The following is a 22876-nucleotide window of genomic DNA, read 5'->3' as shown; positions in this document are numbered from 1 at the left end:
AAGGACGTACAGCTCGTCTACTTCAACAACTACGCCGACCTGAATCAGGCGCTCGCCCAGAAATACGTCGACGTGATCTGCCAGAGCGAGCCGCAATCGACGCAGGCCATCTCGAACGGCTGGGGCTACGAGATCGTCAAGCCCTACGACACCCCGGTCGGCGTGCCCTACCGCCCGCTGGTCATGACCGAGAAGATGTACACCGAGAAGCCGGAAGTCGCCGCCCGGGTGCTCAAGCTGTTCGTCGAGGCGACCAAGACCTTCATCGAGAAGCCGGACCTCGCGGAAAAGTACGTCCGCGAGCAGGTCTTCAAGGGCCAGCTCAGCAGCAAGGATTTTCGCGATTCGATGGAGAACGCGGATTACACCTACGACATGCCGGCCGGTCACATGCAGATCACCGCGGACCTGATGCACAAATACGGCCTCGGCAAGATGGTCAATCCGCCGAAGGGCGACGCCGAATGGGTCAAGCTCGACCTGCTCGAGAAGGCGAAGGCCGAGCTCGGCGCCAAATCGACCACGAAGACGAACTGAGTTCCCGTCGTGACCCGCCTTTCCGCCTTCCGCGGCGCGCTGCTGCCGGTCGGGCTCCTGATTCTGTGGGAGCTCGCAAGCCGGGCCGGCCTGTTCTCCGCCGTGGTGCTGCCGCCGCCGAGCGCCGTGGCCTCGCGCTGGTTCGCCAGCCTGATCCCGGCCCTGCCCTACGATCCGGCGAGCCAGAGCTACGCCGCCTGGCTGGTCTCGGGCGAGCTGCCGCACGACGCGGTGGCGAGCCTCGGCCGGGTGATCGCCGGCTTCGCCATCGGCGTCGGCTTGGCGCTCCCGGTCGGCCTGCTGATGGGTACGAGCGATCGGCTCTACGGCCTCGTCAATCCGCTGCTGCAGATCCTGCGGCCGATCCCGCCGATCGCCTACATCCCGCTCGCCATCGTGTGGTTCGGGCTCGGCAACCCGCCGGCCCTGTTCCTGATCGCGCTCGGCACCTTCTTCCCGGTCCTCGTCAACACGGTGGCGGGGGTGCGGCAGGTCGATTCGATCTATATCCGCGCCGCACGCAACTTAGGTGCGAATTCCTGGACCATGTTCCGGCGGGTGATCCTGCCGGCGGCGAGCCCGTTCGTGCTCGCCGGCATGCGCATCGGCATCGGCACCGCCTTCATCGTGGTGATCGTCGCCGAGATGATCGCGGTGTCGGACGGGCTCGGCTACCGGATCCTCGAGGCGCGCGAGTACATGTGGTCGGACAAGATCATCGGCGGCATGCTGACGATCGGCATCCTCGGCCTCGTCATCGACGGCGCGATGTCGCGCCTCAACGACCACCTGCTGCGCTGGCACCGCGGCCTGGAGCGCTGACCTCATGACCGCGACCGCACCGCTCCGCCGCTCCGAGCCGGCCGCCGCGCCGGGCGCCGCCGAGATCTCGATCGACCACGCCTCGAAGGTGTTCGGCACCGGCGCGGGCGCCGTGGTGGCGCTCGAGGACGTCACCGCCGCGATCCCGAGCGGGCAGTTCGTCTGCCTGCTCGGGCCGTCGGGCTGCGGCAAGTCCACCCTGCTCAATGCCATCGCGGGATTCTCGCCCCTCACGACGGGCGAGATCCGGATGGCGGGTCGTCCGGTCGTCGATCCGGGGCCCGACCGGGGCATGGTCTTCCAGGAATACGCCCTGTTTCCCTGGATGACGGTGGAGCAGAACATCCGCTTCGGCCTCGACATCAAGGGCGTGGCCCGCGCGGAGGCCGACGCGATCGTCGCCCGCATCGCCGAAAAGCTCGGCCTGTCGGACTTCCTCGGCCGCTTCCCCAAGGACTTGTCCGGCGGCATGCGCCAGCGCGTCGCCATCGCCCGCATCCTGGCCCTCGACCCGCCGGTGATGCTGATGGACGAGCCGTTCGGCGCCCTCGACGCGCTGACCCGCCGCACGCTCCAGGACGAGTTGCTGCGGATCTGGGCCGAGTACCGCAAGACGATCGTGTTCGTGACTCACTCGATCGAGGAGGCGATCTACCTCGCCGACCGCATCGTCGTGCTCACCTACCGTCCGGGCCGGATGAAGCGCGACCTGATCGTGCCGCTCGCCCGCCCCCGCGACACGGCCTCGGCCGAGTTCAACGCGCTGAAGCGCGAGCTCGCCGGGCTGGTCATGGAGGAGCAGCAGCGCTTCACCCAGGCCGAGCTGCATGGATCGGCGGTCGATTGATCGCAATTCGTTCGCGGGCCTCGGGATTGCCCCGGTGACGGGGCGGCGGCCGCGGCACGATCGCGGCTTTGCGTTCCGCCCGGAGCCACGTAAGCTCCCCATCATGTGATGGACTTTTCGCCCCGCGAGGGTGCGGATGTGAGGGATATCGGCACAGCCGATGAGGGATGAGACGGTCGTCTCCGTGCCGGCGCGCGCCGCGGAGTACGCCGAGACAGCGCGCGCGACCGCGCCCCCGCCGCATCCGGCGGGGGATGATCCTCCACGTCGCCCGGACCGGCGCGCCTACGCGGCGCTCGATCTCGGCACCAACAACTGCCGGCTCCTGATCGCCGAGCCGGCGCCCTACGGGTTCCGGGTGATCGACGCCTTCTCGCGCATCGTGCGCCTCGGCGAGGGCTTGGGCAGCACCGACCGCCTGAGCGACGACGCGATCGAGCGCACCGTCGACGCCCTGGCGGTGTGCTTGGGCAAGATGCGCTCCCGCGGGGTGGTGCGGGCGAAGTCGATCGCCACCGCGGCCTGCCGGCTCGCGGTGAACGGCCCGGCCTTCGTCGACCGGGTGCACCGCGAGGTCGGGCTCGACCTCGAAGTGGTGGACCGGCGCACCGAGGCCTATCTCGCGGTCACCGGCTGCGCGGCGCTCGCCGACCGGCACGCCGAATCGGTGGTGATCTTCGACATCGGCGGCGGCTCGACCGAGATCGTCTGGCTCGACGGCTCGGCCGCCCTCGCCCGCAGCGCCGATCCGACCTTGCGCATCCGCGCCTGGGATTCGCTTCCCGTCGGGGTCGTCACCCTGGCCGAGCGCTACGGCGGGGCCGACGTGACCCGTCCGGTCTTCGAGGGCATGGTCGAGGAGGTCGCCGACCGCCTGACCAAGTTCGCGCTGATCGCCGGCGCGGCGGCGCATGCGCCGAACTTCCACCTCCTCGGCACCTCCGGGACGGTGACGACGCTCGCCGCCACCCATCTGCGCCTGCCGCGCTACGACCGGCGCCGGATCGACGGGCTGTGGATGCGCGACCGCGAGGTCACGGACGCCATCGACGGGCTGCTGGCGACGCGGCTGTCCGACCGGGCGCAGAATCCCTGCATCGGCCGCGACCGGGCCGACCTGGTGCTCGCCGGCTGCGCCATCCTGGAGGCGATCCGCCGCGCCTTCCCGTCCGAGCGCCTGCGCATCGCCGATCGCGGCCTGCGCGAGGGGTTGCTCATGAACATGATGCGCGAGGACGGGGTCTGGCGCCGGGGCGTGCGCCCTGGCTGATATGAGGCTGCCGGACTTGCGGACTTGCGCCCGCGGGTCCGGGGCGTCATCTGCCTTGAACGGTTTTTCGATCATCGAAGGTCAAGGCATATGAGCGATCGTCGCGGCGGCGGCGTCCGGGGCGACCTGAAGCAGCGGGTGAAGACCGCGCGCGGGCGCACGGTCTCCTCCAAGATCTGGCTGGAGCGCCAGCTCAACGACCCCTACGTGGCCCGCGCCAAGCGCGAGGGCTACCGCTCGCGGGCCGCCTTCAAGCTCATGGAGATCGACGACCGCTTCCGGCTGCTCAAGCCCGGCCAGCGGGTGGTCGATCTCGGCGCGGCGCCCGGCGGCTGGTCGCAGGTGGCGGCAGCCAAGGTCGGCAGCCATCCGGGTGCGCCGACCCCGCGCGGCCGGGTGGTCGGCATCGACCTTCTCGAGATCGAGCCGATGCCGGGCGTCGACTTCGTCACGCTCGACTTCCTCGATCCGACCGCGCCCGGGCTGCTGACCGAGATGCTGGGCGGGCCGGCGGACGTCGTGATGTCGGACATGGCCGCCAACGCCACCGGCCACAAGAAGACCGACCACCTGCGCATCATGGGGCTCGCCGAGACGGCGCTCGCCTTCGCCCGCGAGATCCTGGCGCCGGGCGGCACCTACCTCGCGAAAGTGCTGCAGGGCGGCACCGAGGGCGGCCTGCTCGCCGACCTGAAGCGCGACTTTTCCGCCGTCCGCCACGTCAAGCCGGCGGCGAGCCGGGCGGATTCGAGCGAGCTCTACGTGCTGGCGACCGGCTACCGCGGGGCCGAGGCGACCGATGGGCCGTATCGCGAGACCGATGACGGCGACGAGGAGGACGAGGCGGGCTGGCGACCGTGACCCCGGCGGCGGCGATCGATCGCGCCCGGGCGCTCCTCCTGGCGGAGGGCTTTTCGGAGATCGGGCAGGGGACGCGGGGCGAGAGCTTCTACTTCGGCCTGCCCGGTGCCGAGGGGCAGGTGCGGGTGGCGAACCATGCCCGCACGCCGAAGCAGCGGCTGAAGCACCCGGAGGTGGTGGCGAGCCTCGTCGTGACCGGTCCGTTGTCGGAGGTGACGCTCCAGGAGCGCTTGCGGGCCACCCTGCGGGATTTTCGAGCACGGCAGGGATAGCCAACGACGGCAATCAGGCCACCCACGCGCGTGAGGTAAGGCGCTTTTCCTCCTTCATCGAGGGGCAGATCTGCGGTTCCAACCCCGATCGGCTCGGCTGCGTTCAATCCCTTGCGGCCGGTCCGCATCTCGCGCTCGGATGTCGAAAAGCAGGAGTTTTCCGATATCCGAGGTGGTTGATCGGGTATGCCAGCCGGAGCCTGTCGGGCGCCTCGGGGGCTTTCGACCCCACTCGGATGGTCCGAGGGTGCTGTGCGCTCCACGCTGCTGACCAAAGCGGCCTGGAGGGGCCGTTTTGTGGAAGGTCCGGTTGCGAAGATTTTCCGGACACATGAGCCCATGACAGGGTTTTCTGACATTCACCACGTCGCTAGGCTCTGGCGTCAAGCAAGTCAGCGCCAAATGCGCGGCGGGAGCAGGCTTGGCGCGCTTGCACATCAACTGGTGCGATACTAAATCCGGGAGGTCACTTCCGGATTTAGTATCGCAAGCCCGCGCGGCGCTTGAGCGAAGCCGGAATCCACATTGCGAAGCAATCAATCGGATGTCGTATGAGGCAGTCCTCTCGGGATAGGAGGCCCTGCCGTCCTGGAGGTTGGCCGAGTTACAGCTTCGCAGGCCCTGCGGCTCAAGATAAATCAGGCCCAAACTGCCATCAAAGCCAATCAACTAACTTTGTTCCATGGCAAGGCAGAAATATTTTCCGGATCCATTTTTGTATCTCATTGCTTCTAACAAAAGCAGGAGGAGTACGTATGATGTCACACGATCTGCGTGATATCGCCTTGGCAGCTCTGTCGTTGCAGGTGACGATGCTTAGATTGCTTACTGAGAAGGGAATAATTGATCAACAAGATCTTTCAAATATCGCTCGTCAGGCCGGACAAGATGTAGGTGCTCTCCCAAATGCGAAGGAAGTGCAAGCTGTGATCAAAGATATTATGGGCGTGTGAGGCGCCGTCGCCTTGAACCGGGGTCCAGGCTGCTCGATCGTTCGGGGGCAGAGCGCCTCGGGTGTGCCCGCCGCCGCCGAAGGTGCCAGCCGAGTTCGTGCCACGGGCAGCCATCGGTGCCTGTCTCGGGGCGGGCATTCTGCCTTTCGGCGCATTGAGGGCACCATGAGCACGAGGAACGCAATACTGGAGGCATGCCTGAATGTATTACCTGAAATAATACATGAATGCTCTGATCATTCCTCAATCTGCGAATAGGATGACGTGGCATCGTCGTGAGACGTCGGAGCACTTGGCTCCTCCCTGCACGCCAGCGATCCCTGGCCAATAGGCGTACGAATTTGCCATTGTGAGATGGCGGTTTCGCTATTTGAGTAGATGGTCGGGTCGAGGCTCCGCCCGAATCGTCGCTGTCGCTGCATTATCGAGCGCACAGAGGCGTCGACTTTGAGCGATTTGCTGGAAAATTCGTATCGAAAATCGGCAATCAAAAGACCTCTAGGCCGTTGACCCATCTTGAATTTTCGACCCCGAGCCGAAGGCTTGGCGAAAATTCGAGAATGGAGCCAAAGGTCTTTTTCAACGACCGTTGGTATCAGGCGGCTCAGATCGGAAGTCTGCAACCGGCGCTATCCGGCTGCTCGGTATCTGCGCACCGAGCTACCGCTTTCCAGCCCATGCGATCATTCCGCATATCAGTCTCGAATTCACGGGCAACATGTGGTGGCCGAGGCATCCGGGATGGCGGGACCGGCGACGGACAGCCCGCTCACCCCGCCCGCTTCGCCGCATCCGCCAGGAACTCCGCCACCGCCTCCACGAAAGGCTGCCCGTAGGCATCCCGCTTGCGCTCGCCCACCCCGTGGACCGAGCGAAGGGCCCAGAGGTCGACGGGCTTGGAGCGCGCCATCTCGATGAGCGTCCGGTCGGGAAAGATCATGTAGGCGGCGACGCCCTCCTGGCGGGCCAGCGTCGCGCGCAGGCCCCGCAGGTGCTGGAACAGGGCCTCGTCGGCCTCCGACAGGCCCAGCGTGTCGTCGCGGTCGGTCGATCCGCGGCGGCGCTCCTTGGGGGCCTTCGGCTCGGGATCGGGGCGCAACTGCACCGGCTCGCGGCCGAACAGGATCGCCTCGCCCTTGTCGGTGAGGGACAGGCCGCCGTAGCCGTCGCTGTTCTCCGCCACGGCGCCGGCCGCGAAGAGCTGGCGCAGGATCGCCCGCCAGGCCGCCACCGGCTTGTCGGAGCCGACCCCGAAGGTCTTGAGCTGGGTGTGGCCGTTGCGGCGGATCTGGTCGCTCTCCTTGCCGTGGACGAGGTCGCAGATATAGGCGGCACCGAAGCGCTGGCCGGTGCGCACCACCGCGGACAGAACCTTCTGCGCCGCCACCGTGCCGTCGATGAGCGAGACGCCGCCGCGGCACAGGTCGCAGCGCCCGCACGGCTCGCTCTGCTCGCCGAAATAGCCGAGCAGCGACTGCCGCCGGCAGGTCGCACCCTCGCAGAGCGCGATCATCGCCTCGAGCTTGCGGCGCTCGACCCGTCGGCGGTCGTCCGGCACCTCCTTCTCGTCGATCTGGCGCCGGCGGAGCGCCATGTCGTCGAGGCCGTAGAGAGTCAGGGTATCGGCCGGCAGCCCGTCGCGGCCGGCGCGGCCGATCTCCTGGTAGTAGCTCTCGATCGTCGAAGGCATGTCGGCGTGGCAGACGTAGCGCACGTCCGGCTTGTTGATGCCCATGCCGAAGGCCACCGTCGCCACCACCACGACGCCGTCCTCCTGGAGGAAGGTGTCCTGGTTGCGCATCCGGACGGTCTGGTCGAGGCCGGCATGGTAGGCGAGCGCGTTGAAGCCGTCCTGCTGCAGGATCTCGGCGATCTGCTCGGTGCGCTTGCGCGAGGAGCAGTAGATGATGCCGCTCTCGGCCTTGCGCGGGCGCAGGAAGCGGGAGAGCTGGCGCGTCGGGTGCTCCTTCGGCGCGAAGGTCAGGCGGATGTTCGGCCGGTCGAAGGAGTGGACGAACAGCTCCGGCTTGCGGCCGCGGGGAAACAGCCGCTCGGAGATGTCGGCCCGCGTCGCCGCATCGGCCGTGGCGGTCAGCGCCACGGTCTGCACGTCGCCGAGCGCCTCGCGCGCGCGCGCGAGGTCGCGGTATTCGGGCCGGAAGTCGTGGCCCCATTGGGAGCGCAATGCGCCTCGTCCACCGCGAGCCGCCGGACGCCGGCGCCCTGCAGCGCCTCGATCAGGCCCTCCATCAGGAGCCGCTCAGGTGAGACGAAGAGCAGGCGCAACGAGCCTGAGCGGATGCCGCGCCAGGTCTCGCGGGCGCTCGATTCCGAGACCGTCGAATTGAGGGTGCCGGCCGCGATGCCGAACCCTCCATCTGCTTCACCTGGTCGTGCATCAGCGCGATCAGCGGCGAGACGACGACGGTCAGCGATTGCTCCACCAGGGCGGGAAGCTGATAGGTCATCGACTTGCCCGAGCCCGTCGGCATCACCGCGAAGACGTCGCGCCCGTCGAGCACGGCGCCGATCACCTCGGCCTGGCCGGGACGGAAATCCTCGTAGCCGAAGGTCTTTCGGAGCGCGGCGCGGGCCTCGTCGAGGCGGTCTGTCATGGTGTTCGATGGCTCCGCGCGGCCTCGCGACGGGGCGCGAGGCGTGTCGATGGATCGGCGCCGGTGTCTATACAGGAACGCGCCCCCTGTCGCCCGACATCCGCGCCCGGGAGGTGGACCGGCCGGCTGACAAATTGGCGACGATGGCGGGCGCGAGCAAGACGAAAGCGGCCGACCGGCGCCGGCCGGCCGCTGGGATCTCCGTGCCGCCCGTCGGGCGCGGCACGCCGGCCCGCGACGATGTCGCGCCGGCCCCGGCCCTACCGGCAGGGCGGGCCGCCCGGATGCCCGCAACCATGGCCCGGCGGCGGGCGTGGGGGCCGGGCGCGGCGCGGCCTGCGGATGGGGCTGCATCGGCTGGGGCCGCGGCCCATCATCTGCGGCTGGCGCAGGGCCTGGGCCTGCTGGCGCCGCATCGCGTCCTGCATCTGCTGCTGCTGGCGCTGCATCATCTGCTGAGCCTCGACGCGCTGGCGGGCCTGGGCCTGCTGGGCCTGCTGGGCCTGCATCATCTGCTGGGCCTGCATCATCTGCTGGCGCTGCATCGCCTGCTGGCGCGCCGCCTGCTCCACCCGCATCCGCTGCAACCCGTCATCCGCCGCGGCGCCCGGGCCGGGCCGTCATGCGGGGCGGCTGCGCCGCCTGCCGGGGCTGCATCGCCGGTCGCGGGGCTTGCGCGGGGGCGACCATCCGGGGCGGCTGGACCGGGCGCGAGGGCACGACCGGGGGCCGCACGCCCTGGGGTTGCAAGCCCTGCGGAGCCGCTGCGGCGGCCGGTCCCTGCGGGGGGCGGGCGGCGAGGGCGGGCTGTCCCGGTCTCCCGGCGACCGGGGGGGCCCCACCGGTTGCGCGGCGGAGGGCGGGATCCGGCCGGACCCTGACCGGGCGCTTGTCCGGGAGGCTGGCCGGACACCTGATTCGGACCCTGACCCGGGATCTGGCCGAGCCCGACGGGCCGCCCGCCCGGCTGGGGACCGGCGGGCCGGCCGGCGACGGCCGGCAGCGGCGTGCCGCCGCGCCGGGCAGCGCCTGCGCGGGATTCGGGCGCGGCCCGGCCGGATTGTGAGCCGGGATCTGGCCGGGCAGGGGCTGCCCGGGCAGGCTCGGCCGCAGGGCGGCCGCGCCGGGCGGCACTCCGCCCACCGGCCCGCCGGCGCGCGGATCTGGCCCGGCGCTGCTTGTCCCGGAGTTCCCTGGCCCGGTGCGCCCGGGAGATCCGGCCGCAAGGCCGCCTTCTGGGCGAGGGCGGGCGGCAGGGCGACCTGGGCCGCGGCGGCCCCGAGCGCCGCGCCGGCGACCGCACCGGCCACCGGCGCGAGGCGGGACGCGCCGGGTTGCACCGGCGCGGGAGCGTGCTCGTTCACGACCGTGATGTTTTGGACGTGCAGGTTCTGGAACAGCACCGGGTTCGGCGGCGGCACCACGGACGGGGGCGCGACCACGTAGGTGGGCACGGGAACGTAGGCGGGCACCGGCAGGAGGTAGGCCTCGACCGGCGGCGGGGCGGGTCCAGCTCGACCAGCACGGCCGGCCGCGGCGGCAGGAAGGCGACGGGGGCGGCGGCAGGGCGTAGGCCGGGTCGTCGAGGGAGAGCGCCGGCCGCTCGACGTAGATCACCTCGTCGGGCGGGGGTGGCGGCACGTCGTAGGCGAGCACGCGGTAATCGGCGGCGGCGCGAAGGCGGCGGCGAGCGCCGAGAGGCGCCGGCGGGCGTCCCAGGCATGCGGCCCGCGGGGGTAGCGGCCGAGATAGGACCAGTAGGCCTCCGGCGTGTTGGCGAGCGCGCCCGCCAGGTCAGGGCCTCGCGCCGGGCCGCGATGATCGCCCGCACGCGTCGGCTGAGCGGGTCGCGCGATAGGCGGCGACGAACTCCTCGTAGCCCGCCAGGGTGTCGCGGCCGAGGCAGGCGGCGTAGGCCTCGCGTGCGCCGATCTCGCCCAGGGGCTTCTGCGGCGCCTCGAACCCGGCGAGCGACGGCGCCCCGGCCTCCGCTCCAGGAACACGAACGGCGCGTCGATCCGCGACGCGCTCCACGGCACCTCGGCCCCGCTTGTCGCCTCCGCCACCCAGCCCGCACCCGCTCGAACAGGGCGGCCGGCGCGAGGCCCCTTCGCGGATCATCTCGACCAGCGCCAGCGCGTAAGCCCCGTAGGGCCCGGTCTCGGCCGGGCCGACGGTGCCGGGGCGGCGTTGTAGGCGATCAGGCTGCCGGGCTCGGCCTCGGCGAGCGGCAGGCCGCCGGCGAGCGGATCGCCGCGCAGGCGGAACGGCGCCGTGCGGGCGGCGTCGAGCACCACGAAGCGGGCCTTGAGCGGCAAAGCCGCGAGGCGCTTGACGTAGTCCGAGACCCGCAGGGCCTGAAGCGGCACGTCGGAGGCGGTCTCGATCCGGGCGTCGACGGGTGCGAGATAGGCCTCGTTCTCGAGCTGCAGGCCGTAGCCTGAGAGGTACACGAACGCCACCGCGTCGGAGCCGGCGGCCGCGGCCTTGTCGGTGAAGTCGCGTAAGCTGCGGCGCAAGGACTCCTCGTCGAGATCGCGGGCGCCGACGACGTCGAACCCCGCCGCCTGCAGGGTCTGGGCGACGAGGCCGGCATCGTTGGCGGCGGTCGGGATCGCGCCGCCTGCATAGGCGCCGTTGCCGACCACGAGGGCGATCCGCCGCTCGGCCGCGGCCGAGGGGAGGGCGGTGGCGATGAGACCCGCCAGGGCCGCGAGGGCGAGAACCAGAGTCGGAGCGGCGGCATTCGGAGCGGCGGCATGGCGTTTGCCCTCCCGTGACGGACGATCGGGGGAGTTCCCGGGTTTCCGCCCAGGATTTCGCATTGGATCGCCTCGTTTTCAGGCAGGACCATGGCGTGCCCCATCTCGAACCGTCGCGCTTGAACGGGCACTGAACGATGCGGCATCAGGCTTGCCGGCACTGGACGAAGGGGAAGACTGCATGCCGGACCGCCTGATCCACGCCGCTGCGAGCATCGCGGTCCTGATCGCGATCGCGATCCTGTCTCGACCGACCGCCGGGCGATCCGGCCGCGGGTGGTCGTGTCGGCGCTCGCGGTCCAGGTCGGGCTCGGCGCCCTGGTGCTGTTCTGGTCCGACGGCCGCACGGCGCTCGGCGCCGTCGCCGACGCGGTGCAGGCGGTCCTGTCCTACGGCGACCGCGGCGTGGCGTTCCTGTTCGGCGGCCTCGTCGAGCCGAAGATGTTCGAATTGTTCGGCGGCGGCGGCTTCGTCCTGGCGTTGCGGGTGCTGCGCAGATCATCTACGTCTCGGCGCTGATCGCGGTGCTCTATTACGGAGTGATGCAGGCGCTCGCCCGGGCGCTGGGCGCAGCGTTGCAGCGGGTGCTCGGCACCTCGCGGATCGAGACCTTCTCGGCGGTCATCACCATCTTCATCGGCAGAGCGAGATCGCGGTGGCGCTGCGGCCGTTCCTGGCGCTCCTCACCGGTGCGGAGCTGTTCGCCGTGATGACGAGCGGGGCGGCCTCCACCGCCGGCTCGATCCTCGCCGGCTATGCGGGCCTCGGCGTGCCGATGCCCTACCTGCTCGCCCTCGTTCATGGCGATTCCCGGCGGGCTCCTCTACGCCAAGATCCTGGTGCCCTCGACCGAGCCGAGCCGGGTCAAGACCATGCGGGTCACCTTCGGCGAGACCCGGGCGGTCAACGTGATCGAGGCCGCCGCCGACGGCACCAGAAGGGCCGCGGTCGCCGTCGCGGTCGGCGCGATGCTGATCGCCTTCGTCGGGCTGATCGCATTGGTCAACGGCATCGTCGCCTCTGCGGGCGGCCTCGTCGGGATGCCGGGCGCCTCGATCGAGGGCGGGCTCGGCTGGGCGCTGGCGCCGCTCGCCTGGCTGCTGGGCGTGCCGTGGGACCAGGCGACGCTCGTCGGCGGCGCCATCGGCCAGAAGCTCGCCTTCAACGAGTTCCTGGCCTACGCCAACCTCTCGCCGGTCCTGAAGAGCGGCGAGCTCGGCCCCCGCAGCACCGCGATCCTGTGCTTCGCGCTCTGCGGCTTCGCCAACCTGTCGTCGATCGCGATCCAGCTCGCGAGCTTCGGCAGCCTGGTGCCCGAGCGCCGGGCCGAGGTGGCCGCCTTCGGGCTCCGGGCGATCCTCGCCGGCACCCTGTCGAACCTGACCAGCGCGGCGATCGCCGGGGTGTTCATCGGGGCGTGAGGGCGGGGTTCAGGGGTGCGAGCCACCACCTTCCAGCCCGCGACATCCTGAGGTGCGACCGGAGTTGAGCCTCGAAGGAGGCCTCCAGAAGCCTCCGTGATCCCTGGAGGCCTCCATCGAGGCCTCCGCTGCGCGCGATCTTCGATCGCCGGTCACCTCAGGACGAGGTCGCGAGTGGGGACGGTAAGGGGACCTGAAGGGCTCAGGACAGGCTCCGATACACCGCCGTCTCGAACTCCAAAAAGTTCGCCACCGAGGCCGGATCGGCGAAGGGGAAGAGTTGCGTGCCCCAGAACCCCCCGATCCCGGCGGTCCGGTCGATCCAGAAATACAGGTTGGCGAGCCCCGCCCAGGCGAGCGACCCGGCCGAGCGCCCGGTCGGCGCCGCCTCGTCGTTGATCATGAAGCTCAACCCCCAGGATTTCGGCATCCCGGGGAACTCGGCGTCGTGCGAGAGGTGGCGCTTCACCCCGGCAGGGCGCGGATCTTCAGATCCGGGCCGAGGCCGTTCGTCGCCGCATCGCGACGGTCTCGGGCCGCAGCACCGGCCCGTGCGGGCCGGCGCCGTCGTTGAGCCACATCCGGATGAAGCGCAGGTAGTCCTCGGCGGTCGAGTAGAGCCCGTGACCGCCCATCTCGACCTCCGGCTCCTGCGGCAGCTCGAAGCCGGCGATGACAGACAGGCCGCCGTCCGCGGCCCGCTGGTGCATCCGCGCGAGGCGGGCGCGCATGGCGGCGGTCAGGACGAAGCCGGTCGATTCCATGCCGAGGGGGAGAAGATCCGCTCCCGCATCACCGTCCCGAGGCGCCGGCCGGTCACCGCCTCGACCACTTGGCCGGCCCAGTCGATGTTGCTGCCGTATTCCCATGACTCGCCGGGATCGAACAGCAGCGGCGTCATCAGCGAGGCGCGGGTGCCGCTGGTCACGCCCGGACGTTTGCTCTCGCGCAGGAGCCGGGCGTAAGCCGTTGAAGATGTCGTAGCCGAAGCCGGCAGTGTGCAGCAGCAGCATCCGGGTGGTGATCGGACGCGCCGGCGGGCGCAGGCGCGGGGCGCCGTCCTCCGAAAACCCCTCGAGCACCTGGATCCCGTCGAGGTCGGGCACGTAAGCCGAGGCCGGGGCGTCGAGGTCGAGCCGGCCCTCTTCCGCGAGTTGCAGCGCGGCGGTGGCGGTGACCGCCTTGGTGGTGGAGAAGATCGCCAGGACCGTGTCGGTCGTCATCGGCGCGTCCTCGCCCCGCTGCCCGGCGGCGCCGGCATAGAGCGTGCGCTCCCGGTCGGTCGCCATGGCGACGATCCCGCCAGGTGCGGGGCCTCGTCGATCCCGCGCCGCAGGATCGCGTCGGCCGCCCGCTCGAGATCGTCGTGCATCCCGTGTCCTCCCGATCTTCGTCTTGGCTGTCGCAAGCCTACCCCGCCGGGCGTCGCCGTGTCAGGCCCGGAGCGCGGGCGGCCGAGGACGGCTCGGTTGCGAGGGCGCGATTGTCTTGCGTTCAAGATAAAGCGACGGATGGCCCATGGTTCCTGGCATCGAACCGGGGGATCGCGATATGACGCTGTCTCATCAAAATGAGGGATGACACCGTCCGCGGTTGCCTCTACGCCAGCCGGAATAAAGAAGCAGGCGTGAACGCGCCTCGCCGGCCCTTTGCTGCGGCGGCGGGGCGATCACTGGTCTTCGGTGCGCCGGTTCCAGCATCCGATCGCGCACGATTGAAGAGAATACCGGGATGAGGCGCCTTGGCGGGCCCGCGATACAGCGGGCGGCCGGCTTATGGCGCGTGCCCGCTCGATCGAGATTACCGAAGACCAGCCCGGCCCGTCGGAAATGGGCCGCAGGAGGCGACATGCGTATCCTGACCGCTCTCTCCGCCCTCGCCCTCGCCACCGGGTTGTTCTGGGGCACGATGCTGACTCGCCCGCCGATCAGCGAGGCTCGGCCCGGGCCGGGCATCGACACCGCGCGAGATCACGCTGCGCGCGCATCTCGAGGATGCCGAGCCCTGCGACGCCAATTGAGGCGTCGCTACCGGTCTCAATGCTCCTTGGCGGCAGCGGTGACGGCGACGACCGGCTCCGGCATCGCCGAGGAATGGTGGTGCGCGATCAGCCACTCGCCGTCCCGCAGCACGTAGACGAAGCTGTAGCGCGCCGGCACCACGACGTGCTCGCCCGGGTTCTTCCCGTCGATCAGGAAGGTGTAGGTGCCGACATCGGTCGCGATGTTGCAGCCGAGCTTGATCGTGTGGGTGTTGATGACGCCCTGCGGGTGCTTCTCCAGGAAGTGCACGAAGTAGTCCTGGATCATCGCCCGGTCGGTGCGCGGCGTGTTCGACACGGTCGGCAGCAGCACGGCGTCGGGCGCGTAATTCGCCGTGACCTTGGCCATCGAGCGTCGCCAGCGACTGGTTCCAGCGGTCGAACAGGCCCTCGACCTGGCGCTGGCTCACCGCCGCGCAATCCGTCGTCTCGGCCCGTGCCGGGAGGGCGGCCAGCATCGCCGCCCGGCGGCCAAGGCCGCGAGCATCGTCGTCCTCATGATTCGGTCTTCCCCCTGCCGCGATCGGCAGCGGGACAGTACGGCGACGGAGTCGCGTAATCGAGCAGAATGCGCGCTGCTCCGGACGAGCGCGCAGTTCCTGGAGACTTAGATCGAAGTATATAGAGAAAGATGACAGCTTATTTAACTGTTACATTGCGTAATATGCGGCCTATTTAACTGCTCGACGTCTTGCGCCCACGTGCGGCCTCATCCTGAGCCCCCTTCGCATTGGCTGACTGACGTCGAACCCCCCGTCGTCATCCCGGGCCGCGACAGCGGAACCCGGGATCCGTAAATCCCGAGCTTTCAGGACGGAGAGGAACGCCGGTCGCGTCGTTCGACATCGTCAGTGGTGATGGATCCCGGGTTCTCGTCTTTCACGCGAGCCCCGGGACGACCCGGAGAGCGCCGTGCGCTGCCGCTCGCGCGCCCCGCGACCTGCCTCACGGGACGGCCGCGACCGGCCGCGTCGCGGCGGCCAGCCACTCGCGGGTCTGCGGATCGACCAGATCCGACAGCGTCTCGCGCACCGGGCGTGGTAGGCGTCGAGCCAGGCGGTCTCCTGCGGGTCGAGCAACTCCGGCACCACCAGGGCGAGGTCGAACGGCGCGAGCGTCAGGGTCTCGAAGCCGAGCATCGGGCGCTCGGCGCCCGCCATCGCCCGCTCCTCGACCAGGACCAGGTTCTCGATCCGGATGCCGAAGGCGCGGGTCTTGTAGTAGCCCGGCTCGTTCGAGACGATCATGCCGGGCTGCAGCGCCACCGTGCCGGTCTTGGCGATGCGCTGCGGCCCGTGCACCGACAGGAAGGCGCCGACGCCGTGGCCGGTGCCGTGGTCGAAGTCGAGGCCGGCCTCCCAGAGCGGGCGGCGGGCGAAGGCGTCGATCTGCGCCCCCGTGGTGCCCCGGGAAAGACCGCGGTGGCGATGGCGATGTGGCCCTTCAGCACCCGGGTGAAGCGGTCGCGCATCTCCGGGCTCGGGGTGCCGACCGCCACCGTGCGGGTGATGTCGGTGGTGCCGTCGCCGTACTGGGCGCCGGAATCGATCAGGAAGAGCTCGCCCGGCTGCACCCGCCGGTCGGTGCCGCGGTGACGCGGTATGCACGATGGCGCCGTTCGGCCCTGACCTGAGATGGTCGGGAAGGCGACCTCGCGCAAGGAGCCGGTCTCGATCCGGAACGCCTCGAGCCGCACCACCGCGTCGATCTCCGACACCGCCCCGCCGGGCGCCTCCCGGGCGAGCCAGGCGAGGAAGCGGGTCACCGCGGCGCCGTCGCGGACATGCGCGGCGCGGGAGCCGGCGATCTCGGCGGCGTTCTTCTCCGCCTTCATGGCGGTGATCGGATCGGGCCCGACATCGAGCGTGCCGCCGGCCGTGATGCGCCGGCCGAGCGCCACGGCGCCGGTCGCCGCATCGACCCGCACCCGAGCCTTGGCGGCGCCGAGGGCGTCGAGCGCGGCGGGCAGCGCCCCGGCTCGTCCCGCGCGGCGAGGCCCTCGAGGGCGCGAGCGGCCTCCTCCGTCACCTTCTCGGGGTCGAGGAAGAGGCGCGCCGCGCCCTCCCGCGGGATCACCGCGTAGCCGAGCGGCAGGGGCGTGTGGGCGACGTCGCCGCCGCGCAGGTTGAAGACCCAGGCGAGGTTGTGCGGATCCGACACGACCAGCGCGTCGAGCCGCGCCTTGGCCAGGGCCTCGCGCACCCGCCCGAGCTTCGCGGAGGCCGCCTCGCCGGCCAGGCTCTCGGGATGCGTCACCACCGGGGCCGCGGGGCGGAGGGGCGGTCGATCCAGACGAGGTCGACGAGGTTGAGGGAGGTTGGCTCGACGCGCCCGCCGGCCTCCCTGGCGGCGCGCTCCAGCGGACGAGCCCGTCCGGGTGTGCAGCCAGGGATCGTAGGCCAGCACCCGCCGGCCGGCAGATTGGCGGCGATCCAGGCTTCGACGCTGGTCTCGGCGAGCGGCACGGGGTGACGACGCTCGTATCGACCTGCTCGGCGGCCTGGAGGGTGTAGCGCCCGTCGACGACCAGGGCGGCCTTGTCGGCGAGCACGACCGCGGTGCCGGCCGAGCCGGTGAAGCCGGTGAGCCAGGCCAGCCGCTCGGCGTTGGGCGGCACGTATTCCGACTGGTGCTCGTCGGCCCGGGCACGACGAAGCCGGCAAATCCCTCTGCGCCATCGCGGCCCGGAGCGCGGCGATCCGCGCCGCGCCCTCCCGGTGGCTGGGATCCTCGAAGCTCTGGAAGCGGGCGGTCTGGCTCATGCCCCCTGGGGTACGACGCCGCGGGCGGGGCGGCAACCGCTGTCCTCGGCAGGCGGGCGGGCTTTCGTCCATGCGTGGATCACGCGCATCCACTCAGATGCGAACCACGTTCCTCACCCTCCGCGTCATCCCCCGGCCGCGCAGCGGAGCCCGGGATCCAGACACACAGGTTGTGCAGGATGAAGCGGAACGTTGTTCGCTCTTTTCCGTGCCATTCGCGGTTCTGGATTCCGGGCTCCGCTGCGCAGCCCCGGAATGACCCTGAGGATGTCATGACCCCGAGGATTTCAATTCGCCCCAGGACCGAGGCATATCCTCAATACAGCGGCTGGAGCCGCACGTTCGGCACCGCGAAGGGGCCGACCACCACGCGCCCGCCGGTGAGCCGCACGGTCGGCAGCACCTTCAGGGGCGGCTCGCCGGGGCGGTCCTGGGACCGGTCCTGGGACGGGCCCGCGCCCGGCGCCGGCTCCTTGCGGCGCCCGCCGAGGAACTGGCCGACGATGTTGCCGATCAGCGCCGCCCCGTCGCCGCCGAGCCGCGCCCCGAGCTGCTCGCTGATCAGCGGCGCGATCACCTGCTCCAGGCCGGCGGTGCGCACGTCGAGCTGGCCCGAGGGCCGGTGCTGGTCGTCGAGGGCGAGCATCCCTTGCGCCCGCAGGCGCCGGCTGCCCTTCTCGGCGGCGAGGCTGGCGATCTCGACCGTGCCGCCGGCCTCGCGCCAGCGCTCCAGTTCCTGCGCCAGGGTGCGGGTGCGAAAAGCCGCCGCCCGGGTCACGGTGGCGTCGAGGGCGATGTCGGCGGGCTCGGTCCCGCCGAGCACCGGGTCGAGGAGCGGCAGGCCCGCCTGCAGCACCCGGGCGCTCAGGTCGACCGCGCCGTCGGTGGAGAAGCGCCCCGGGGTCGGCCGCGCATGCAGTTCGAGATGGCCGACCGTGAAGTCGATCGGCGAGGGGTCGGCGCCGGTGACGGCCCCTTTGAGCCCGTCCGCCACCACGGAGGCGCGCTGGAAGCCGTCGCTCGTGGCATGCACGCTCGCTTCCAGCTGGCCAGGTCACGTTGGCCTCGAGCCCGCCCTGCTGCACCCGGAACGGCCCGGTCGCCTCCAGGATCACGTGGCGCGGCTGGTAGACCTGCGCCACCACCACCGGCCCGGTGGTGAAGCGCACGTCGGAGCGGGCGAAGGCGAGTTCCGTGCAACGCAGCTCGAACCGGAACGGGAAGCCGGTCAGCGAGCGGTCCTTGCAGGTCCATTGCCGGCCGGCCTGCGCCTCGCGGGCAAACCACGCGTCGATCTCGCCCTCGGCCCTGCCCCGCAGCCAGAACCAGCCCGCGGTCCAGGCCAGGGCCAGCAGGAGCAGCAGCGCGAACGGCGCGAACAGGCCGAGGCGCAGGCCGGGCCCGCGACCGGGTGCCTGGCCCGGGCGCCCGCTCGGCGGCGTCTCGTTGGTCGTCCCAACGGTGGTCGGCCTGTTCATCGGCATGATCCCGGCAATGCGGCGGCCCGGCACGGGCCGCCCGGATTGAACCGCGTCCCCGTAGCTGCTACCGGCCGCGCCCGGCAAGAGTTGCAGGTCGGGCGGCCCGCTCACGAGGTCGTGCCGGACGAGGCGCCGGAAGAAACCTGCCGGGAGGAAACAAGGTGATGCAGGCGGGCGCACCGTCGGATCTGTGGGTGTTCGGCTACGGCTCGCTGATGTGGCGGCCGGGCTTCCCCTTCGTGAGAGCGGGCCGGGGCGCTTGCGCGGCTACCACCGCTCGCTCTGTGCTCTCGCACGTCCATCGCGGCACGCCGGAGCGGCCGGGCCTGGTGCTCGGGCTCGACCGCGGCGGCTCCTGCCGCGGCATGGCCTTCCGGGTCGCAGGCCCGGAGGCCGCGGGCACGCTCGCCTACCTGCGCGAGCGCGAGCAGGTCACGGCGGTCTATGTCGAGCGGCTGCTCGGCGTCACCCTCGACGACGGGCGCCGGATCGAGGCGGTGACCTACCTCGTCGACCGCCGCCACCCGCAATATGCCGGCCGCCTGCCGGAGGCCGAGCTGGTGCGGCTGGTGCGCCAGGGGCTCGGCCGCTCGGGCGCCAACCCGGACTACGTCCGCCACACCCACGACCAGCTCGTCGCCATGGGCATCCCCGACCCGATGCTCGCCCGCCTCGCCGCCGCCTGCGCGGTGCCGAGCCCCTGACGGGGTTTTTCCCCGGCGAGAGGGCGCCCGCATCTCACCCGGACGTCACCGCACCGATCCGATCATTCCCCGTTCAGGCGCGTTGGTCCGTGTGGGTCCGCCAAGAGACCCCAGGCAAGAAGCCCAGGCAAGAGACCTCGAGCGAACGGGAGCGCCTCCGCGTTGATGAATCCCACGACCCATCTCGCCCTGATCAACGCCTTCGGCGACATCCAGGGCGGGCTCGGCCCCTTCCTCGGCACCTGGCTGGCGCAGGCCGCGCACTGGAGCCCGAGCCAGGTCGGCCTCGTCACCACCCTCGTGGGCTTCGCGACGCTCGCCCTGAGCGGTCCGCTCGGCGCCCTGGTCGACCGGCTCGGCCGGCCCCGGATGCTGATCGCGGCGGCCTGCGCGGCGATCCTCGTCGGCACCCTGCTGCTCTTGCCGGCGCGCTCCTTCATGACGGTGCTCGCCGCTCAGTTCGTGGCGGCCGCCGGCGGCACCCTGGTGTGCCGGCGGTGACGGCGCTGACCCTCGGCATGGTCGGCAAGCAGGCCTTTCCGAAGCAGCAGGGCCGCAACCAGGCCTGGAACCACGTCGGCATCCTCGGCGCCGCCCTGGTGATCAGCTTCGGCACGCCAGTCATGGGGCCGAGCATTGCCTTCTGGGTGCTCGGCGTGCTCTCGGCCTGCGCCATCGCGGCGGCGCTGACGACGCCGAGGCAAGCCTATAACGGCCGGCGCGCCGTCGGCTGGAAGGAGGACGATCCGGACGACAAGCCCGAGCGCTCCGGCATCTTCAAGGTCCTGTCCGACCGGCGCCTCCTGATCCTCTCGGCGGCGCTCGCCCTGTTCAACCTCGCCAACGGCTCGATGCTGAGCCTGCTCGGCCAGAAGCTGTGGCGTCCGGCCAGGACGGCACCGGCTGGACCGCCCGCTACGTCATCGTCGCGCAGGCCGTGATGATCCCGGTGGCGCTGTTTGCCGGCTCGCTCGCCGACCGGCGCGGCCGGCGCCAGCTCCTCCTCGTCGCCTGCGCGGTGCTGCCGGTCCGGGCGCTGCTCTCGGCCTTCCTGTCCGATCCGTACTGGCTGGTGCTGGCGGAGGTGCTCGACGGCGTCGCCTCGGGCGTCATCGGCGTCGCGTGCCGGTGGTGGTCGCCGACCTCACCTGGGGCTCGGGCCGCACCCAGACGGCGCTCGGCACCGTCGCGGCGGTGCAGGGGGTGGGCGGCGCCCTCTCGGGCTGGGTCGGGGGGCTGCTCGCGCTCCATCTCGGCTGGACCTGGGCCTTCCTGGCGCTCGCGGCACCCGCGGGCCTCGCCCTGGTGCTGGCCCTGTGGCTGGAGGAGACCTGCGCCCCGGCGGCCGGGACGGCGCGGGCGCGGCCTGCAGCCAGGACGATCCGCCCGAGCCGCGCCGGGAGACGGCCGGGGCCCCAGCCGGCCCTTAGAGCATTTTCCGACGAAGTGGATGCCGGTTCGTCGCAGAAAATGCTTCAAAATCAAGGGCCTGGATCGCGCCCGAGCGCAACGCGATCGGGTGCGATCCAGAGATCGGGCCGGGATTGCCTGGAGGCGCCTACTGGACAGGCCGGAGGCCGGCGTGATGCAATCGCGCCCGTCATCCCCGAGGCCCCTGAGGTGAGTGCGCCATCATGAAGACGCTCCTCGTTCCGGTCGCCCGCCACACCCTGCTCGATTCGGTCCTCGACACCGCGGTGCTCACCGCCCGCCGCTTCGGCGCCGGCATCGAGGGGTTCGGCCTGCGCCCGGCGCTGGCCGAGTACGTCCCCGTCGACATGGTCGGCGGCATGACCTGGGTGCGCGACGAGGAGACCGACCTCGTCGAGGCCCGCGATTGCGGCGGACTGTTCACCGCCGCGATGGAGCGCCACGGCATCACCCGCGAGAGCGCCGACGCGGGCAAGACCGGACCGCGCTGGCGCTGGCGGCCCGACGCCCCGCCCGGCGACGGCTTCCTGGCGCAGCACGCGCGGCTGTTCAACGCCACCGTGGTCGGCCGGCCCGGCAGGGCGAGGGCGCGCCGCGGATGACCACCCTCGAGGCGGTGCTGTTCGAGAGCGGCCGCCCCCTGATCATCGCCCCGCCGACGTCGCCCGCCAGCATCGGCGAGACCGTGGTGATCGCCTGGAACGGCTCGACCGAGACCGCCCGCGCCGTCGCCTTCGCGGCGCCCTTTCTGCGCGCCGCCTCCCGGATCGAGGTGCTGGGGGTCGATGCCGGCATGGTGCCGGGCCCGAGCGCCGAGGAGATGGCCGCCGCCCTCAACCGCGAGGGCCTGTCGGCGCAAGGGCGCACCCTCGCCGCCGGCCGCCGCACCGTCGGCGAGATCTTTTTGACCGAGGCGGAGGCGATCGGCTGCGACCTCCTGGTCAAGGGCGCCTATACCCAGAGCCGGCTGCGCCAGATGATCTTCGGCGGCGCCACAGCCACATCCTCGCCCACGCCGCGATGCCGGTGCTGATGGCGCATTGACGGACCCGCATGACCGACGACCCCCCACCGACGACTCCCCCCCGACGACTTGCCCACCGACGACTTGCCCACCGACGACTTCCCCCTGGACCCGCGGCTTTCCGCCGACACGATCCTGCTCGGCGACCTCGCCCTGTCGCGGGTGCTGCTGCTCGACGACAAGCGCTTCCCCTGGCTGGTCCTGGTGCCGCGCCGGCCGGAGGTCTCGGAGCTCACCGACCTGTCGCCGGCGGACGCGGCCCGGCTGATGGAGGAGACCCGGCTGGCGGTGGGCGTGATGCAGGCGCTCGCCCAGCCCGACAAGGTGAATGTCGGGGCCCTCGGCAACGTGGTGGCGCAGATGCACGTCCACGTCGTCGGGCGGTTTCGGTCGGATCCGGCCTGGCCGGGCCGGTCTGGGGGCACGGCACGCGGGAGCCCTATCCGGCGCATGCGGCGGCGCAGCTGGTCGAGCGGGCGCGGGCGCTGTTCGCGGCGGCGTGAGGCCGGACGGTATCCGTTCCGCCGCGAGGCTGAGCCTCAGGGCCGGTCGAGGCCCTCGGCGAACGCGTCGAGGGCGACGAGGTCCCGCCGCAGGCGCGGAGCGTCGAGGGGATCGCCGCCATACACCATGGCGGATTGCCCGCGGCGGTCGAACAGCAGGATCGCGGGCGGCGGTTCGGGCAGCGAGGACGCCGGGTAGCGCAGGGCTTCCGCCACCGCCTTGACCCCGGCGCGTCGGACGGGAGCACCCGGACCTGCGGCGCCGGGCCGAGCAGCTGCTTGACGACGGCGCGCAGGCGCGCCGCGTCGTCGCCGGCCGGATCCATGCCGATGGCGAGGAAGACGACGCGGCCGCGCAAGGAGGCCGGCAGGTCGCGGGCCAGCGCGTCGAGGTCCATCGTCCGGGTGACGCAGAGGATCGTGCAGTCGGCGCTCACGAAGGAGACCACCGCCAGCCGGTCCCGCAGGGATTCGGGCAGGAGCGGCCGGCCGTCGACATCGACCCGGGGCCTCGCCTTGCCGGGTGCGGCGAGCAGGGCGTCGAGGTCGCTGCCGCTTCCCGCGCCGCGA

The 22876-nt window shown here is 71.2% G+C and carries 14 protein-coding genes and 9 pseudogenes (1 of these 23 running past the window's edge); 12 read left to right on the top strand and 11 right to left on the bottom strand.

From position 1 onward, the window contains the following. The 7 genes from DK412_RS14395 to DK412_RS30215 all read left to right on the top strand — a co-directional run. Positions 1-537, top strand: partial view of an ABC transporter substrate-binding protein gene (locus tag DK412_RS14395; protein WP_109972495.1) — the 3' portion only. Its footprint begins 456 nt before the window's first position; the window shows 537 of its 993 coding nt (coding positions 457-993); the start codon falls outside the window, past its left edge; the stop codon is at positions 535-537. A gap of 9 nt (positions 538-546) precedes the next feature. Continuing rightward, complete coding sequence (locus DK412_RS14390; protein WP_109972494.1) at positions 547-1359, top strand: ABC transporter permease; 813 nt, start codon at positions 547-549, stop codon at positions 1357-1359. Positions 1360-1363: 4 nt separating this feature from the next. Continuing rightward, positions 1364-2206 carry an ABC transporter ATP-binding protein gene (locus tag DK412_RS14385; RefSeq protein WP_109972493.1) on the top strand — a complete coding sequence of 281 codons (843 nt, stop codon included), beginning with the start codon at positions 1364-1366 and terminating at the stop codon, positions 2204-2206. Between the two features lie 160 nt (positions 2207-2366). Beyond that, positions 2367-3476, top strand: coding sequence for a Ppx/GppA phosphatase family protein (locus DK412_RS14380; protein WP_109972492.1), 1110 nt, complete (start codon positions 2367-2369; stop codon positions 3474-3476). Between the two features lie 90 nt (positions 3477-3566). Next, the gene (locus DK412_RS14375) at positions 3567-4337 is read left to right on the top strand and encodes an RlmE family RNA methyltransferase (protein WP_093567456.1); all 771 of its coding nucleotides are present in this window, start codon (positions 3567-3569) and stop codon (positions 4335-4337) included. After that, positions 4334-4609, top strand: coding sequence for a hypothetical protein (locus tag DK412_RS14370; RefSeq protein WP_245447671.1), 276 nt, complete (start codon positions 4334-4336; stop codon positions 4607-4609). Before DK412_RS14375 ends, DK412_RS14370 begins: the two co-directional genes overlap by 4 nt. A 758-nt stretch (positions 4610-5367) precedes the next feature. Then, the gene (locus tag DK412_RS30215; protein WP_204165567.1) at positions 5368-5562 is read left to right on the top strand and encodes a hypothetical protein; all 195 of its coding nucleotides are present in this window, start codon (positions 5368-5370) and stop codon (positions 5560-5562) included. A gap of 769 nt (positions 5563-6331) precedes the next feature. Here the strand turns inward: DK412_RS30215 and recQ are convergent. From recQ to DK412_RS14350, 4 genes and pseudogenes are all read right to left on the bottom strand, one after another. Further along, positions 6332-8177, bottom strand: a pseudogene (recQ, locus tag DK412_RS14365) (DNA helicase RecQ). 260 nt (positions 8178-8437) lie between these two features. After that, on the bottom strand, positions 8438-8764 hold the full coding sequence (locus DK412_RS14360; RefSeq protein WP_109972490.1) for a hypothetical protein: 327 nt from the start codon (positions 8762-8764) through the stop codon (positions 8438-8440). Positions 8765-9971: 1207 nt separating this feature from the next. Continuing rightward, entirely contained in the window at positions 9972-10211 is a 240-nt protein-coding gene (locus DK412_RS14355) for a hypothetical protein (RefSeq protein ID WP_109972489.1), read from the bottom strand. A gap of 83 nt (positions 10212-10294) precedes the next feature. Next, positions 10295-11002 (bottom strand): caspase family protein, encoded by a 708-nt coding sequence (locus DK412_RS14350; protein WP_109972488.1) that lies wholly within the window; start codon positions 11000-11002, stop codon positions 10295-10297. A gap of 118 nt (positions 11003-11120) precedes the next feature. Here DK412_RS14350 and DK412_RS14345 point away from each other — a divergent pair. Continuing rightward, positions 11121-12360 (top strand): annotated as a pseudogene (locus DK412_RS14345) (nucleoside transporter C-terminal domain-containing protein). Positions 12361-12562: 202 nt separating this feature from the next. On the opposite strand, the gene DK412_RS31005 reads toward DK412_RS14345, so the two are convergent. The 6 genes and pseudogenes from DK412_RS31005 to DK412_RS14325 all read right to left on the bottom strand — a co-directional run bounded on the left by DK412_RS31005 (position 12563) and on the right by DK412_RS14325 (position 18557). Continuing rightward, positions 12563-12829: a serine hydrolase gene (locus DK412_RS31005; RefSeq protein ID WP_245447669.1), complete on the bottom strand. Its 267-nt coding sequence runs from the start codon at positions 12827-12829 to the stop codon at positions 12563-12565. A 19-nt stretch (positions 12830-12848) separates the two neighbouring features. Beyond that, positions 12849-13261 (bottom strand): annotated as a pseudogene (locus DK412_RS31415) (serine hydrolase domain-containing protein). A 97-nt stretch (positions 13262-13358) separates the two neighbouring features. Continuing rightward, positions 13359-13649 (bottom strand): annotated as a pseudogene (locus DK412_RS31410) (serine hydrolase); the annotation flags it as partial. A gap of 747 nt (positions 13650-14396) precedes the next feature. Next, positions 14397-14750, bottom strand: a complete 354-nt coding sequence (locus DK412_RS14335; RefSeq protein WP_245447664.1) for an SgcJ/EcaC family oxidoreductase — start codon at positions 14748-14750, stop codon at positions 14397-14399. A gap of 596 nt (positions 14751-15346) precedes the next feature. Continuing rightward, positions 15347-17163: pseudogene (locus tag DK412_RS14330) on the bottom strand (aminopeptidase P family protein). A gap of 316 nt (positions 17164-17479) precedes the next feature. Further along, a pseudogene (locus tag DK412_RS14325) lies at positions 17480-18557 on the bottom strand (DUF2125 domain-containing protein). Positions 18558-18808: 251 nt separating this feature from the next. Between DK412_RS14325 and DK412_RS14320 the strand changes: the two are divergent. The 4 genes and pseudogenes from DK412_RS14320 to DK412_RS14305 all read left to right on the top strand — a co-directional run bounded on the left by DK412_RS14320 (position 18809) and on the right by DK412_RS14305 (position 22306). Continuing rightward, on the top strand, positions 18809-19348 hold the full coding sequence (locus DK412_RS14320) for a gamma-glutamylcyclotransferase (RefSeq protein ID WP_109972487.1): 540 nt from the start codon (positions 18809-18811) through the stop codon (positions 19346-19348). Positions 19349-19513: 165 nt separating this feature from the next. Further along, positions 19514-20671: pseudogene (locus DK412_RS14315) on the top strand (MFS transporter); the annotation flags it as partial. Between the two features lie 311 nt (positions 20672-20982). Next, positions 20983-21823 (top strand): annotated as a pseudogene (locus DK412_RS31560) (universal stress protein). A gap of 64 nt (positions 21824-21887) precedes the next feature. Beyond that, positions 21888-22306, top strand: a pseudogene (locus DK412_RS14305) (HIT family protein). Positions 22307-22342: 36 nt separating this feature from the next. Here DK412_RS14305 and DK412_RS30990 read toward each other — a convergent pair. After that, positions 22343-22522 carry a hypothetical protein gene (locus DK412_RS30990; protein ID WP_109972486.1) on the bottom strand — a complete coding sequence of 60 codons (180 nt, stop codon included), beginning with the start codon at positions 22520-22522 and terminating at the stop codon, positions 22343-22345. Positions 22523-22876 lie beyond the last annotated feature (354 nt).

The organism is Methylobacterium sp. 17Sr1-1, from assembly GCF_003173775.1.
Taxonomy (GTDB): Bacteria; Pseudomonadota; Alphaproteobacteria; order Rhizobiales; family Beijerinckiaceae; genus Methylobacterium.
This window is presented reverse-complemented; position numbering and strand designations above follow the sequence as displayed.